This is a genomic window from Streptomyces sp. BBFR51, assembly GCF_044591655.1.
GTDB lineage: Bacteria > Actinomycetota > Actinomycetes > Streptomycetales > Streptomycetaceae > Streptomyces.
Genome location: NZ_CP172448.1, coordinates 6419707 through 6434088 on the forward strand (window position 1 = coordinate 6419707; position 14382 = coordinate 6434088).

The 14382-nt window shown below is 72.6% G+C and carries 16 protein-coding genes and 1 riboswitch; of the genes, 7 read left to right on the plus strand and 9 right to left on the minus strand.

Annotated features, from left to right (window positions below):
* Positions 1–34 precede the first annotated feature (34 nt).
* The 5 genes from ACGH7X_RS29345 to ACGH7X_RS29365 all read left to right on the plus strand — a co-directional run bounded on the left by ACGH7X_RS29345 (position 35) and on the right by ACGH7X_RS29365 (position 5910).
* Entirely contained in the window at positions 35–991 is a 957-nt protein-coding gene (locus ACGH7X_RS29345) for a polyphosphate polymerase domain-containing protein (protein WP_399890338.1), read from the plus strand.
* On the plus strand, positions 988–1665 hold the full coding sequence (locus ACGH7X_RS29350; protein ID WP_399890341.1) for a DUF4956 domain-containing protein: 678 nt from the start codon (positions 988–990) through the stop codon (positions 1663–1665). Before ACGH7X_RS29345 ends, ACGH7X_RS29350 begins: the two co-directional genes overlap by 4 nt.
* Positions 1665–3326: a CotH kinase family protein gene (locus tag ACGH7X_RS29355; protein ID WP_399890343.1), complete on the plus strand. Its 1662-nt coding sequence runs from the start codon at positions 1665–1667 to the stop codon at positions 3324–3326. The genes ACGH7X_RS29350 and ACGH7X_RS29355 overlap by 1 nt, the downstream gene beginning before the upstream one ends.
* A 200-nt stretch (positions 3327–3526) precedes the next feature.
* The gene (locus ACGH7X_RS29360) at positions 3527–4174 is read left to right on the plus strand and encodes a TetR/AcrR family transcriptional regulator (RefSeq protein WP_399890346.1); all 648 of its coding nucleotides are present in this window, start codon (positions 3527–3529) and stop codon (positions 4172–4174) included.
* Between the two features lie 167 nt (positions 4175–4341).
* Positions 4342–5910 (plus strand): MFS transporter, encoded by a 1569-nt coding sequence (locus ACGH7X_RS29365; protein ID WP_399890349.1) that lies wholly within the window; start codon positions 4342–4344, stop codon positions 5908–5910.
* Between the two features lie 33 nt (positions 5911–5943).
* On the opposite strand, the gene ACGH7X_RS29370 is transcribed toward ACGH7X_RS29365, so the two are convergent.
* Positions 5944–6378, minus strand: a complete 435-nt coding sequence (locus ACGH7X_RS29370; RefSeq protein WP_399890352.1) for a hypothetical protein — start codon at positions 6376–6378, stop codon at positions 5944–5946.
* Positions 6379–6492: 114 nt separating this feature from the next.
* Complete coding sequence (locus ACGH7X_RS29375; protein ID WP_399890354.1) at positions 6493–7173, minus strand: helix-turn-helix transcriptional regulator; 681 nt, start codon at positions 7171–7173, stop codon at positions 6493–6495.
* Between the two features lie 141 nt (positions 7174–7314).
* On the opposite strand from ACGH7X_RS29375, the gene ACGH7X_RS29380 reads away from it, so the two are divergent.
* Positions 7315–8034, plus strand: a complete 720-nt coding sequence (locus ACGH7X_RS29380; protein WP_399890357.1) for a DUF2249 domain-containing protein — start codon at positions 7315–7317, stop codon at positions 8032–8034.
* A gap of 30 nt (positions 8035–8064) precedes the next feature.
* On the opposite strand, the gene ACGH7X_RS29385 is transcribed toward ACGH7X_RS29380, so the two are convergent.
* From ACGH7X_RS29385 to ACGH7X_RS29415, 7 genes are all read right to left on the minus strand, one after another.
* The gene (locus ACGH7X_RS29385) at positions 8065–8913 is read right to left on the minus strand and encodes an ATP-binding cassette domain-containing protein (protein WP_399890360.1); all 849 of its coding nucleotides are present in this window, start codon (positions 8911–8913) and stop codon (positions 8065–8067) included.
* Positions 8910–9659: a cobalt ECF transporter T component CbiQ gene (gene cbiQ, locus ACGH7X_RS29390; protein WP_399890363.1), complete on the minus strand. Its 750-nt coding sequence runs from the start codon at positions 9657–9659 to the stop codon at positions 8910–8912. The genes ACGH7X_RS29385 and cbiQ overlap by 4 nt, the downstream gene beginning before the upstream one ends.
* Positions 9660–10007: an energy-coupling factor ABC transporter substrate-binding protein gene (locus ACGH7X_RS29395; protein ID WP_399890366.1), complete on the minus strand. Its 348-nt coding sequence runs from the start codon at positions 10005–10007 to the stop codon at positions 9660–9662. It abuts the gene before it with no gap.
* Positions 10004–10711, minus strand: coding sequence for an energy-coupling factor ABC transporter permease (locus ACGH7X_RS29400; protein WP_399890368.1), 708 nt, complete (start codon positions 10709–10711; stop codon positions 10004–10006). Before ACGH7X_RS29400 ends, ACGH7X_RS29395 begins: the two co-directional genes overlap by 4 nt.
* A 29-nt stretch (positions 10712–10740) precedes the next feature.
* A riboswitch (cobalamin riboswitch) is annotated at positions 10741–10926 on the minus strand.
* A 70-nt stretch (positions 10927–10996) separates the two neighbouring features.
* A complete protein-coding gene (locus ACGH7X_RS29405) occupies positions 10997–11590 on the minus strand; it encodes a MerR family transcriptional regulator (protein WP_399890371.1) in 594 nt (197 codons plus the stop codon).
* A 69-nt stretch (positions 11591–11659) separates the two neighbouring features.
* Positions 11660–12121 (minus strand): potassium channel family protein, encoded by a 462-nt coding sequence (locus tag ACGH7X_RS29410; RefSeq protein WP_399897422.1) that lies wholly within the window; start codon positions 12119–12121, stop codon positions 11660–11662.
* Positions 12122–12213: 92 nt separating this feature from the next.
* Positions 12214–13560, minus strand: coding sequence for a chloride channel protein (locus tag ACGH7X_RS29415; RefSeq protein ID WP_399890374.1), 1347 nt, complete (start codon positions 13558–13560; stop codon positions 12214–12216).
* 287 nt (positions 13561–13847) lie between these two features.
* Between ACGH7X_RS29415 and ACGH7X_RS29420 the strand changes: the two genes are divergently transcribed.
* Positions 13848–14315, plus strand: coding sequence for a hypothetical protein (locus ACGH7X_RS29420; protein ID WP_399890376.1), 468 nt, complete (start codon positions 13848–13850; stop codon positions 14313–14315).
* The last annotated feature ends 67 nt before the right edge of the window (positions 14316–14382 follow it).

The following is a 14382-nucleotide window of genomic DNA, read 5'->3' on the forward strand; positions in this document are numbered from 1 at the left end:
CCGGCCGAGGAGGCCGGGGGGACAAAGGAGGCGCATGGTGGCACTGCCGGGGACCTCACGGCGGAAGGCCCGGGAGCAGGAGCAACGCGCGGACGGCACGGGCGCGGGCAGGGACGAGGGCGACGGCGACGGCGAGGCTGAGGAACCGTTGCACGTGGCCAGCAGGCTGCACGCGTTCAACCGGTTCGAGCTGAAGTACCTCGTACCGGTCGAACAGGCCACCGGGATCCGGGACGAGCTGGCCGAGCGCATGGACCGGGACCTGAACGGCCCGGCCGGCGGCTACGGAGTGTGGAGCCTCTACTACGACACTCCCCAGCTGCGCTTCTACTGGGAGAAGATCGAAGGGCTCAAGTTCCGGCGCAAGCTGCGCATCCGGCACTACGGGAACCTGGACGGAGTGACCGACGAGTCGCCCGTGTGCGTGGAGATCAAGCAGCGGGTCAACCGGGTCACGCAGAAGCGCCGGATCACCCTCCCGTACGGGGTCGCCCGGCAGTTGTGCGACGGGCGGCAGATGATCGACCACTCGCCGCGGGAGAGCGCCTTCGTCCAGGAGGTCCTCGAACTCGTCGTACGGCTGAACCTGCGACCCACCGCCATCACCGGCTACCAGCGTGAAGCCCTGGTCGGCCGGGACGCGGACACCGGTCTGCGGGTGACGTTCGACCGGCGCGTCCGCGGCCGGGACCGCGACTTCCACTTCGGCACGCCGAACGCGGAGAACCGGTTCACCCTCCCGCCGCACATGTCGGTGATGGAGATCAAGGTCAACGAGCGCACGCCGCACTGGATCACCGACCTGGCCGCCCGCCGCAACCTCAGTCTCGTCCGGGTCTCCAAGTACGTGCAGTCCGTCGAGGCGTTCGGTCTGGCACCCCGGTCCGTCTTCCACGTCAACGAGGCCGACTGTCCGCCTCCCACCCCCACCACGCCGCTGTCCGAGCAGCGGTCGGCGCCCGACGCGCCCGTGAAAGCAGGAGCACAGTGAACTTCGATCTCCAGGAACTCAGCGGCACGTTCAGCGTCGCCGACGTCGTCGCCGCCATGGCGCTGTCCTTCGTCCTGAGTACGCTGATCGGCTACGTCTACCGGTACACGCACCGGAACGTCTCCTACAGCCAGTCCTACGTGCAGACCCTGGTGATCGTGGGCATGATCGTCGCCCTCATCATGCTGGTCGTCGGGTCCAACCTGGCCCGCGCGTTCTCGCTGGTCGGCGCGTTGTCCGTGGTCCGCTTCCGCAACGCCGTGAAGGAGACCCGCGACGTCGGCTTCATCTTCCTCGCCATGGCGATCGGCATGGCCTGCGGCGCCCGCTTCTACACGCTGGCCGCGGTCGGCGCCGTAGTCATCTGCGCCGTCGTCGTCATCATGTTCAAGTTCGACTGGTTCGCCCTGAACGTCCAGCGTCAGGTGGTCAAGGTGCAGGTGCCCGCCGGTGAGAACTACGGTCCGGCGATCAGCGACGTGCTCATCAAGTACACCAGCGAGTACGAGCTGGTGAGCACGGAGACGATCCGGGGCGGCGCCCTCAACGAGGTCTTCTACACGGTGCGCATGAAGAAGGGCACCGAGCCCGGAGATCTGGTGAGCGCGCTCCAGGAGCGCACCTCCGGACAGCGGGTGACGGTGCTGACCGGTTACGACACCACCGACCTGTGATGCCGGACAACGCCACGCCGGTGCGCGCGCGACGGCGGCTCAAGGACCGGGTGCCGGTACGGCTGCGGCACCACTGGAAACCGGTCGGCGCGGTGTGCGCGGGACTGGCCGTCATGCTCTACGCCTTCGGTGACGCCCGCGTCTCGCCGTACGTCACCTCCTCCTCCCGCGTGGAGGCCGACGTCATCACGGACGACGTCCGCGGCACGGTCGACCTCTACGACACGTCCGTCGCGCACTCCGTCCAACTGGAGTACGACCAGACCGAGTTCGACAAGATGATGAAGGAGTTCCAGGAGGACGGGAACAAGGAGTACATCAAGGCGGACCTCACCGTCGACGGTGTCTACCTCCAGGACGTCGGACTCCGTCTCAAGGGCAACTCCACACTGATGTCCCTGCGCGGCAACGGCCAGGGCGGGCCCGGTGGCGGCCGGAACATGCCTGCCGGTGGTGCCGGTGGCGGGCAGGGAGCAGCCCCGGCCCCGCAGCAGCAGCAAGGCGGCGGGGCCGGGGGACAGCGCGGTCAGCAGCAAGGCGCCGCAGCTGGCGGCGCCGGCGGCGGCATGGGTGGCGGCATGACGCAGTACGACCTGTCCGAGGACAGGCCCGAGGAACTGCCCTGGCTCATCAAGGTCGACGAGTTCGTCGAGGGCCGCGCCTACCAGGGCGAGCGTGAGATCTCGCTGCGCCCCGGCAGCAACGAACAGGTGCCGGTGAACGAGGCGCTGACGCTGAACCTGATGGACACCAGCGGCCTCAAGAACGAGCGGTACGCCTTCACCTCGGTCCAGGTCAACGACCGGCCCGAGGCCACCAGGCTGATGGTCGAGAACCCCGACACCGAGTACGCCGACTCCGTCGGTGACGGCAACGGGGTGATGTACAAGGCGCGGGCCGGCAGCAGCTTCTCGTACGTCGGGGACGACCCCACCGACTACGAGGAGTCGTTCAAACAGCTCAACAAAGTCGGCAGCCAGGACCTGGAGCCGGTCATGAAGCTCATCCGGTGGGTCGACCGGGCCTCGGACGAGGAGTTCGAGAAGAACCTCGACCAGTACGTGGACGTGGAGTCCTTCGCCACCTACGTCGCCGCCCAGAACCTGCTGCTGAACTCCGACGACATGGCGGGGCCGGGCAAGAACTACCTGCTCTGGTACGACCTGGACACCAAGAAGTTCTCCGTCCTGGGCTGGGACTACAACCTCACCCTCTCCGGCGACGCGACCACGGGCCCGGACGACGAGTTCGGCATGGGCGGTGGCGGTGGCGGTGGCGGTGGCGGCGGCCGGGGCGGGGACACCGCGATGCCGGAAGGTGCGCCTGAAGGCATGCCCGAGGGGGCGCCGGAAGGCATGCCCGGCGGTGTCGCGGCGCAGGGCCGGAACGGCCCGGGCGCCGGCGGCATGGGCGGCCACGTCCTCAAGGAGCGCTTCCTCGCCTCCGACGCCCTCGACGACGTCTACAAGAAGGCGTACCGGGAGCTGTACGAGAAGTTCTACGGCTCGGGCACCGCGCTGAAGGCGCTCGACAGCGTCGCCGACCAGGCGGGCACGGCCGGCGCGGACGGTGACCAACTGGACTCCGTCGTCGAGAACCTGCGCAAAACGCTCGGCCAACGCACCGCGGCACTGGCAAAGGACAAGGCGGTCACCGGCTGATCTCCCGCTGCCCCGACCGAAGGTTCAGAGGCGTGAGTCGGTCGCGGTGCGGGCCGAGTGCGCGACGGTCCCCGGGCCCGAGGGGCCAGGGGGAACGGCCCGCAGAGGGCGCGCCGCCGGTCGGGCATCGCGCACCCCTCCGTGCCAGAATGGAGGCCCGCCCGCCACCCGCTCCGCACCGTTCCGCCCTTGAGGTTCCCGTGACCAAGCCCGTCGCCCGTGAGCCGCAGCGACGCAACGCGCGGTCCAACCGGGCGCGCATCCTGGCCACCGCCCGCCGGGAGCTGGGGCGGAACCCGGACACCACCCTGGAGGAACTGGCCAGGGCGGCGGGCGTCGTACGGCGTACGCTGTTCGGTCACTTCCCGGGGCGCGCGGCGTTGCTCGAGGCCCTCGCGGAGGAGGCGTCCGAGGTGCTGCGCGGCGCGATGGCCGACGCGGCGGAGCCGGGCGAACCGGCCGACCGGGCGCTCGCGCACTTCGTGCTGCTGATGTGGCCCGTGGGCGACCGCTACCGGATGCTCCTGGCGCTGGCCCGGCACGACCTGGGCGTGGAGCGGGTCGCCGAGATCCTGGCCCCGGCCCGCGCCGAAGTCACCGCCATCCTGGAGCGCGGTGGGCGGGACGGCGTCTTCCCCGCCCATCTGCCGCCCGCCGTGCTGAGCGCCGGGCTGGAGGCGATGATCGTCGCCCTCCTCGAGCAGGTCAACACCGGTGCGCTGGAGGACGACGGCACCCGCGCCGCCGTCGCCATGCTCATCGCGGCCGGCGTACCGGAGCGGCGGGCCCGCGCGGTGGTCGGGGGCGTCCGTCCCGCCGTGACCGCGGAGTCCGTCCCGAGCGAGTAGGGCACCCGCTCGCGGTTCGTCCACGTTCCGCAGACCCACCTCTGCTTTCCCCTCTCTCCCGCTCTTGATGCGCGTATTTGCACACCGGCGTGCAACAAATTACTCTGACGCTTGTCTGCTCATCTATGGGCAATTAAGTTGCCCGTGCTCGTTTCCCGGGAGCCTCCATGCCCCTACTGGCCACCACCCCCGTCGAAAAGATGTCGGGGCCCTACGCCCGGCGCTGGTGGGCTCTCCTCGTCCTCTGCCTGAGCCTGCTGATCGTCGTCATGGCGAACACGTCCCTGATCGTGGCCGCCCCGGACATGACGGCCGACCTGGGCCTGAGCAGCAGCGACCTGCAGTGGGTCATCGACGGCTACACCGTCCCGTACGCCGCGCTGATGCTGGTGCTCGGCGCGATAGGCGACAAGTACAGCCGCCGCGGCGCCCTGGTCACCGGCCTGGTGATCTTCGCGGGCGGTTCGGTGATGGGCAGCCTGGTCCACGAGACGGGGCTGGTCATCGCGGCGCGGGCGGTCATGGGCGTCGGCGCCGCCGTCGTCATGCCGGCCACGCTGTCCCTGCTGGTCGCGGTCTTCCCGAAGGGCGAGCGGGCCCGCGCGATCACGGCGTGGACCGCCACCTCCGGGCTCGCCATCGCCGTCGGGCCGCTGGTCGCCGGCTGGCTCCTGGAGGACCACGCCTGGGGGTCGACCTTCCTGGTCAACGTCCCCGTCGCGGTGGTCGCCGTCATCGGCGCACTGCTCCTCGTACCGCCGTCCAAGGCTTCCGGCATGGGCCGCATCGACTACGTCGGCGGCCTGCTCTCCATCGTCTCCGTCGGCAGCCTGGTCTACGCGACCATCGAGGGCCCGCACTTCGGCTGGGGCGCCGGGCCGGTCGCCGCTGCCGTCGTCGCCGCGGTCGGGCTCGTCGCCTTCGTCGCCTGGGAGCTGCGCCACCCGCACCCCATGCTGGACGTGCGCCGGTTCCTGCTGCGGCCCTTCAGCGGCTCGATGCTGGCGGTGCTGTTCTTCTTCTTCGGCACCTACGGCGCCATCTACTACGCCACGCAGTTCCTGCAGTTCGTGCTGGGATACGGCGCGCTGGAGACCGGCGTACGGTTGCTGCCGCTGGCCGGTGCCGTGTTCGTCGGCGCGGCGGTGACCGGGCGGCTGACCCCGAAGCTCGGTGTGAGGGCGATGGTCGGCTCCGGCATGGCGATCGGCACCGTCGGTGTCTTCCTGCTGGTCCTGATCGACCAGGGCTCCGCCTACGCCGACTTCCTCGCCCCGATGCTGCTGCTCGGCCTCGCCATCGGCCTCAGCGTCTCCCCGGCCACCGACACCATCATGGGCACCTTCCCGGAGAACGAACTCGGCGTCGGCGGCGGCGCCAACGACACCGCGCTGGAACTCGGCGGCTCGCTGGGCATCGCCGTCCTGGGCTCCCTGCTCGGCACCGCCTACCGCGACGAACTCGCCGGCCTGGTGGGCGACCGGCTCCCGGCCGCCGCGCTGGACACCGCCCAGGACTCGGTGGGCGGCGGACTGGCCGTCGCCGAGCGGCTCGCGACCAGCCCGGACGCCGGACCCCAGCAGGCCCAGGCCCTCACCGACGCCGTCAACCAGGCCTTCGCCCACGGCGTCTCGACGACCAGCCTCGTCGGCGGCATCATCATGGCCGCCGGTACGCTCATCGTCCTCGCCGTCCTGCCCGGCCGCCGTCGGGCAACGCCCGAGCCGCGCGGGTGAACGCCGCCGGCGCGAGATACGGCGGGCACGGGCTCAGGCGGCCAGGGCCACGCAGCCCAGCGCGAGCAGGGCGAGAACCTTCACGATCTCCAACGCGACGTAGTAGAGGTGCGCGCGGGAGCGGTGCTCCGCGGGGTCCTCGCCGGCGAGCACCGCGTCGGAGCGGCGGTTGAGGCGGGGGCGCACGGCGCCGAGTTGTATCGCCAGCACGGCGACGGCGGCGGCGGTGAGCGTCACGACGGCCGTGGTGGGGGAGCCGATGGCGACCGCGGCGATCACGGCGACGGCGAGGGCGGCCTCGGCGAGGTTCAGCGCCCGGAAGACCCTCCGGCCGATGCCGAGCCCGATGGGGATCGTCACCCCGGGGGCCCCGAACTTCAGCGGCGCCTCCAGGAAGGAGATCGCCAGCACCATGCCGAGCCACAGGAAGGTGACGGCGCCTGCCACGGCTGCCGAGGTCGAGTCCATCGTTGTCGTCCCGTCTCTTTCTGGTGGTGCCAGGCCTGGTGGTGCCAGGTCTGGTGGTGAGGCGTCAGGTGAGGGGAGAGCGCGAGAGGGGGCGTCGCGCTCACGCGACCGCGGTCACGCGGCCCCAGTCGCGGACAGATGCGCCAGGCAGGCGTCGGGCTCGGCGAACGGCTCCAGTCGCACGGCCGCCACGGGGGCACGCAGCTCGGCCAGGGCACCCTGCATCAGGCCCAGGTGCAGCGGGCAGACGATCGAGCCGTGCTCCTCGGCGAGTTCGAGGAACGGGCAGTGCCGCAGCCACACCCGGTCCGTCGGGCCGTCGTCCCCGGCCGGGCGGGGATCGAAGCCGAGATCGGCGAGCATGGCGGTCAACCGGCCGGTCGCTTCGGCGGCGGTCGGCCGGTGCGCGGGGGGCACCCGCTCGACCAGGTGCCTTCCCCAGTCGCGGCCCGTCTCGGTGGCCGCGGCCGCAGCCTCGGCGCCCGTTCCGGTGGAGGCCAGCCGGCTCAGCAGCATCCGGGCCAGCAACTGGTAGTGCCGTTTCCCGCCGCGGTCCATCCCGCCGCGCGCGGCGTAGACCGTACGCGGCCGTCCCGGGCCCGAGGGCCGCTCCACCGTCCGCTCCACGTGCCCCTGCGACATGAGGGCGTCGAGGTGGAAGCGCACCGTGTTGGGGTGCACGTCGAGCAGCTCGGCGACCTCGGTGACACCCTGGGGGGCGACGGCGTCGCGCAGGGCGTCGAGCACCGCGCGGCGGCGTGGGGAGAGGGGCTCCGTTTCCTCGCTCGACGGCATGATGTCAGTCCTCCCGGGCCGGTGCGGCAACTCGTCGGTGCAGGGGAATGCCGAATTTCTCCAAATGGTACATGTAATAATCGGGCGCCATGGAACACCCCGCGGTGCGGGGTGGCAGCGCAGGTCGAGAGGAGCACCGTCGTGACATCGTCGTCCGAGGTCTACATCGAGGGCACGGCGGCCGACCCGGTCGTCCGGGCACAGGCCGTCGTCCGCGACGCGCACAGCCGACTGCGGGCCGGTCTCGCGACCGTCGCGCAGGGCACCTCGGCGGGCGGCGGGCAGAGCGAACTGGTGGAGTTCTGCACCGGTGAGCTGCGCCGCCATCTCGCCGCCACCGAACAGACGCTCTACGCGGCCGCCTCCGGCGCGGCAGGCACCCGCCTCCTGGTGCGCGCCCTGCGCACCACCGCCGCGTCCCTCGACCGGCGCATCGACGAGGTGGCCGGTGCCGGGAACCCCGCTTCCGCCGCGGCCGCCGCGCGCTCCGTCGAGGCGATCCTGGACGTTCACCTGACGACCGAGGAGACGGTCCTGCTGCCGGCGCTCGCGGAGCTCCCCGGTGCCGATCTGCCCAGTCTCGTCGCGGATCTGACCACCCTGCTCGAAGGCGGCCGACTGGAGACCCCGGCGGTCGTGGACGTCCGCGACATCCCCCACGGGCAACGGCACCCGCGGATCTTCGCCCGTTACGCCCGCCTCGCCCCGGGGGAGGGTTTCGTGCTGGTCAACAACCACGACCCCAAGCCACTGCGACGCGAGTTCGAGGCCACCCACCCGGACGCCCACACCTGGGACTACGTCGAATCCGGCCCCGAGATCTGGCGGGTACGCATCGGCAAGGCCGCCGTCGAGGGCTGACGCCGCGAGCCCTGCCGTGGGCCAGGCGGCTCAGTCGGCCAGCGCCGCCAGCTCCTCCGCCGTACGCGGGCCCGTCGCCGAGTCCGCCAACAGGCCCCGCGCCCGCAGCAGTCCGGCCGCCGCGACGCCCCAGGGCAGCCGCAGCCCCGCCTGCCGCAGCAGGTCGGTGCGGGCCAGCGTCGGGGCGGTCGGGCCGGTGTGCACGCCGTCCGGGGTGAGCAGGGCCGCGTCGTCGGACCAGCGCAGGGCGAGGTCGACGTCGTGGGTGGCCATCACCACGGTGGTGCCGCCCGCGCGCAGCCGGTCCAGGGTGGCGAGCAGCCGCTCCTGCCCGTCCGGGTCGAGCCCCGCGGTCGGCTCGTCGAGGATCAGCACCCGGGGCCGCATCGCGACCGCCCCGGCGATCGCGGTCCGCTTGCGCTGCCCGTACGACAGCAGGTGCGTGGGCCGGTCGGCCAGCGCCGCGATGTCCAGCGCGGCGAGCGCCTCCCCGACCCGGGAGCGGACCTCCGCGTCGGGCAGCCCGAGGTTCAGCGGCCCGAAGGACACGTCCTGGCCGACCGACGCCGCGAAGAGCTGGTCGTCCGGGTCCTGCACCACCAGCTGCACCGTGGTCCGCAGCCGGGTCAGCCCCTTGCGGTCGTACGTCACCGGCTCCCCGCCGACCGTCAACGTCCCCGCACGCGGCCTGAGTCCGCCGCTGAGCAGCCGCATCAGCGTGGTCTTGCCACTGCCGTTGCGGCCCAGCAGCGCCAGCGCGCGCCCCTCGCGCACCGCGAAGTCCAGGCCCACCAGCACGTCCGGGCCCTCCTCGTACGCGAACGACGCGCCCCGCAGGGCGACCAGGGCCGGTTCCGGTGACTGCGCCGGTCCGCTCACGACAAGGGTCCTTCCAGTACGAGGGTCAGACAGGCCAGCGCCGCCAGCAGCGCGACGCTCGCCGCGGTGAAGGGCGCCGAGACGCGGGCCTCGGGCACCAGGACCCGCAGGGTGCCGTCGTAACCGCGCCCGGCGAGCCCCGACTGGAGCCGCGCCGCCCGGTCGAAGGCCCGTACGAACGCCGTGGCGCCGAGACCGCCGAGCGAACGCCAGGTGGCCGCCCGGGTGGTGTGCCCGAGCCGCGCGGCCTGCGCCTGGCGGATCCGGCGCACCGAGTCCAGCAGCAGGAAACTCATCCGGTACGTCACCAGCGCCACGTCCACGACCGGCGCGGGCACCCCGGCCCGCACCAGCCGGGGCAGCAGGTCCGACATCGGCGTGGTGAACGCGAACAGCAGCACCCCGAGCGAGGCCGCCGAGGTACGCAGCAGCAGCTCACCGGCGCGCACCGCACCGCCGTCGGCCACCGAGAGGAATCCGTCCGGGCCGCCCACCTGCACCAGCAGCGGAAGCGCCCCCGTCACGCAGAACCCCAGCGGCACCCGGTACGCCCGCCACAGCCCGCGCCGGGGCACGCCCGCCGGGCCGAGCAGCACGGTGAGCGCCGTCACCAGCACCAGCGCCGCACCCGGCCAGGGCGGCAGCGAGATCGCCAGCACGGTCAGGCCGAGCCCGAGCACGGCCTTGTCCACGGGATGGCGGCGGCGCCAGCGACTGCTGTGCGCCGCCGCGTCGATCGGCAGCACTCAGTCCCCTTCGGGGGTGTCCCGCGGTGCCGCCGTCGCCGCCGACGCCCGTTCCTCGCCCTGCCGCCGACCCCGGCGCAGACCGAAGTAGTACGCCAGCACACCCGCGCCGAGCGCGGCCTGAAGCGCGAACAGCGCCGACTCGATCTCCCCGGACGGCGGCTCGTACAGCGGCGAGAACCAGGGCTCGTAGTCCGGCTCGATCTCGGTGATCGCCGTCTCCGCCTCGGCGTCGGCACCGGCGAACGGCTCCTCCTTGTGGTCGCCGAGCCCCAGCACCAGCGGGAGCACCGCCAGCGCGGCCACGGCGAGCAGCAGCAGGGCGTTGACCTTCGTGTTGCGCTTCACCGGGCCACCGCCTCCCGCTCACCGGAGGAGGCCTTGCCGGCCTTGGTCAACAGGACGCCCAGCCGGGTCAGTTCCCCCTTGCTGGACTGCACGAGGAGCCGCATCACGACCACCGTGAGCAGGCCCTCGCTCACCGCGAGCGGGAGCTGCGTGACGGCGAAGATGGACCCGAACTTGCCGAGCGCGCCCAGGAAACCGCTGCTCGGGTCCGGGAAGGCCAGCGCCAGCTGCACACTGGTGACGCAGTAGGTGGACAGGTCGGCGACGAACGCGCCGAAGAACACGGTGACCATGAGCGGCACGTCGTAGCGGCGCAGCAGCCGGTAGACGCCGTACCCGGCCCAGGGGCCGACGATCGCCATCGAGAAGACGTTGGCGCCGAGCGTGGTCAGCCCGCCGTGCGCGAGCAGCAGCGCCTGGAAGAGCAGCGTGATGGTGCCCAGCACCGCCATGATCGGCGGTCGGAAGAGGATGGCACCCAGGCCGGTGCCGGTGGGATGTGAACAACTCCCGGTGACGGACGGCAGTTTCAGGGCCGACAGCACGAACGTGAAGGCCCCGGAGGCGCCGAGGAGCAACGTGCTCTCCGGGTGCTCCCTGACCTCACGGGTGAGTGACCGTACTCCGTGGACGACGAACGGCGCGGACGCGACACCCCAGGCGATCGCGTGCGCCGGTGGCAGAAAGCCCTCGGCTATGTGCATGGCTCAGCAGACCCTCTCCAGCACCTCGTGGATGGACGACGCGCCTTGGCCGGTCTCCTGGCTTACGGGTACCACCGCCCGTGCTCCGCCTTCCCGGGTCGCAAGGACCCAGTGGCTGCCCCTGAGGGCCGGAGCCGGACTTCCCGATTCACAGTGGCGAGGGCCGCACCGGCATCACACCGGATTTCCCGTTCACCAAGGCGTGGCGACAGTAGTGCGCCCACGGGGGTGGTGACAAGCGGGCCTCGGGCCCGGCGGACGCCCTGCCCGCCCGCCGGACAGGCCTCAGGGCTGCGGAAACAGCTGGCGGCGCCGCTCCGTCAGCCGTCGCCTGTCGTCCTCGCTCAGCGCGGCGAAGGTCTCCGCGCGGCGGCGGTGCAGGGCCCGGCGCTCCTCGTCGGTGAGGGTCTCGGCGTAGCGGCGCCGCGCCTCGCTCAGGCGGGCCACCTCTTCGGGGGTCAGGGGTCGTTCCACGGCGGTCATCTCCTCGATCACTTCCAGGTAGGCCTCGGTCGTGGTCCCGGCCGAGGCGTCGAGCGCGTCCAGCACCCCGAGCAGCCGGAGCCGCAGCTGCGCGGTCTGCCGCAGCCGCTCCTCGACCACGTCCAGTTGCCGCCGGATCAGCCGCGCCGGGTCGTGGTCCGGCTCGGCGTCCAGGACCGCGCGGATCTGCGTCAGGGGGAGCCCGAAGCTGCGCAGCGCCAGGATCCGGTGCAGGCGCCGGACGTCGGCGGCGTCGTAGCAGCGGTGCCCGCCGCCGGTGCGGGCGGACGGGGTGAGCAGGCCGAGCCGGTCGTAGTAGCGCAGGGCGCGGATGCTCAGGCCGGTCTCCCGGGCGAGTTCGCCGATGCGCCGGGTGCCGTCGTTCGCGTGCGTCATGGGCTCCTCCACGGGTGTACACCCGAGGCTAGAAGGTGACGCGGCGGCACCTTCAAGCCCCGGTCGGCCTCAGTGGCGCCGGCCCCGGTCGGTCCTGCCGACCACCCTGTCGCGCATCCGGGTGGTCAGCGCGGTGGCGGCGGCCGTGAGGAACACGAAGCTGTACGTGATCTGCAGCACGGTCACGACCCGGGCGGCCTGGCCCCGCGGGGTGATGTCCCCGTACCCGACGGTGGCGAGCGTGACCACGGTGAAGTACAGCGCGTCGACGCGGGTGTGCAGGCCGTTGAACTCGCCCGGCTGCTTGGCCAGGGCGTAGTACGTCGCCGAGAAGACGTGCACGGACAGGACGATCAGCAGGGAGATGACCACCCCGGGCCGGCTCTCCGGCCGGTCGAGCAGCACGTGCCGGATCTGCCGGAGCAGCAGCACGGCCACGACGGTCAGCAGCAGGGCGAACAGCACCCAGCTCAGCAGGGGGCGCTGCGGACCCAGTTGGTCGAGGGGGAGGAGGAAGTAGGCCACGACCACCGCCGCCGCGATCCCGGTCCTGACGATCCAGGGCCGGACGGTGTTCCAGGCGGTGTTCCGGGCGGTACGGGATCCGGCGGGCCGACGCTCCGTCACCGCGCCGCCCCCTCCGTCGACGCCCGGCCCGCCTCCGGGTCGGCCCTGCGCACCAACTGGGCGACGATGAAGGCGACGACCGACGCCATGACGATCAGCGGCATCTGGTCGTGGGCGTCCCGGCCCATCAGCAGCACCGCCAGTACGGCGCTGGCCAGCGGCAGCCCCGTCACCGCGGCCGCCGCGGCGGAGATGCCGAGGGCGAGGGCCGGGGTCGTGCCGAAGCCGGGCAGCCCCGAGCAGGCCAGGGCCGTCGCCGCGCCCAGCAGCACGGCCGGGAAGATCGGGCCGCCGCGCAGGCTGCCCAGCGCGATGCCCCAGGCCAGCCCCTTGCACGCGACCAGCGCGACCAGCGCCCCCACGGACCAGACGTGCGGGTGGGCGGCGAGCTGGGCGAGGGTGGCCTGGCCGGACAGCGCCGCCTCGGCCGGGGAACGGCCGGTGATCAGCGCGTACGCGGCGACACAGACGCCGACCGCGGTGGCGCAGACGACGGTGCGCAGCGCCGTGCGGTGCCGCGTCCAGGTGACCGTGCGCCGGCCCAGTTCGCGGGCCAGCGTGATCAGTACGGCGATCAGTGCCGCCGTGGGAAGGCCCCACAGGAAGTCGCCCACGTCCGGGTTGGCCTCGGGCGGCAGCTCGGGCAGGGACAGCGCACCGATGTCCAACCCCGTCCACTGCCCGAAGCCGGTGAAGACCAGGGCGCCCGTCGCGCTGGCCAGCAGACAGGGCAGCAGCAGGGCGACCAGCTGGGTGCCGGCCAGCCCCGCCCCCTCGATGAGCAGGACCGCCGCGGCCACCGGACCGCCGAGGATCGTGGAGATCGCGGCGGTGGACCCGGCCGTGGCGAGGATCGCGCTCGCCCGCTGGTCCGCGCCCGCGCCCGCCCGCCGCACCGCCAGCAGGGCGAGGCCGCTGCCGACGGCCATCAGCGGCGCCTCGGGGCCCAGCACCACGCCGAGCGGCAGCGTGGCCAGCGCGGCGAGGACCGCGCCGGGCAGTGCGCGGGGGCCGACGGGTGCGCCGCCCAGGCCGTTCACCGGCAGATGACCGCCGCCGCCCGGCATCCGGGTCACGATCGGCGCCAGGATCAGCCCCGCCAGCACCAGCGCGGGCAGCGGCCACCACCACGGCGGCGTGTCGTAGCCGGCCGCCTCGGGCAGCGACGTCCACACCCAGTGCTGCAACTCGTGCTGGAGGCCGACGAAGAAGAAGCAGGCCAGCGCGATGGGCACGCCGAGGAGCACACACAGCAGCAACAGCCGCCGGTAGCCGGGGCTGAGCAGCGTCTGCCGCAGGGACTGCTCGGCACGGGCCGGGACGGCGTTCGCCGGCGCGGTCACCGCACTCGCCCGCGCGGTCCGCGCCGGGGCGGCGGCCGACTCGTCACACGCTCTCCTTCGTCCACGCCACTCCCTCCCGCGGTCCGTCGCGCGCGCGGTCGCGGGTCCGGTCCAGTCAACGCGAGGGCGCGAGGGGCCGCATGCGCACGCCCAGGGCGCGGTTCACCCGTCCGGCGGGCCCGCGTGGCCGGGGCGCGCGGTCGCCCGCAGGCTCAAAGCGACCTGTCGGTGCCGTCGGCGCCGGTGGGCGAATGCCCCGTACGGGGGACACAGAAAGGATTCCGCTCATGAGCCAGCACGCCGAACCCTCTCCCGGCCGGCCGTCCCACGGCGGCGACGCCTCCTGGGCCCAGCGCTCGGGCGGCGACCGCACCAGCGGCTGGGTGACCGGCGGTGTCGTCTTCGCCGGCGTACTGCTGCTGCTGAACGGCGCCCTCGCCGTCCTCCAGGGCATCGCGGCCATCGCCGAGGACGACGTGTACGCACGTATCGGCACCTACGTCTACGAGATGAGCCTCACCGGCTGGGGGATCGTCCACGTCGTCCTCGGCGCCCTCGTGTTCGTCACCGGGTTCGGCCTGCTCAAGGACATGACCTGGGCGCGCATGGCGGGCATCGTCCTCGCCTCGCTGAGCCTGATCGCCCAGTTCCTGTTCCTGCCGTACTCGCCCGTCTGGTCGGTGATCATGATGGCGATCGACGTGTTCGTGATCTGGGCCCTGGCCAGCCGCCAGGACAGCTCGGCCCGGACCTGAGGCACCGCCACCGGCCCTCGGCCATCGGCCACCGGCCCTCGGCCACCGGTCCTTGGCCACTGGCCCT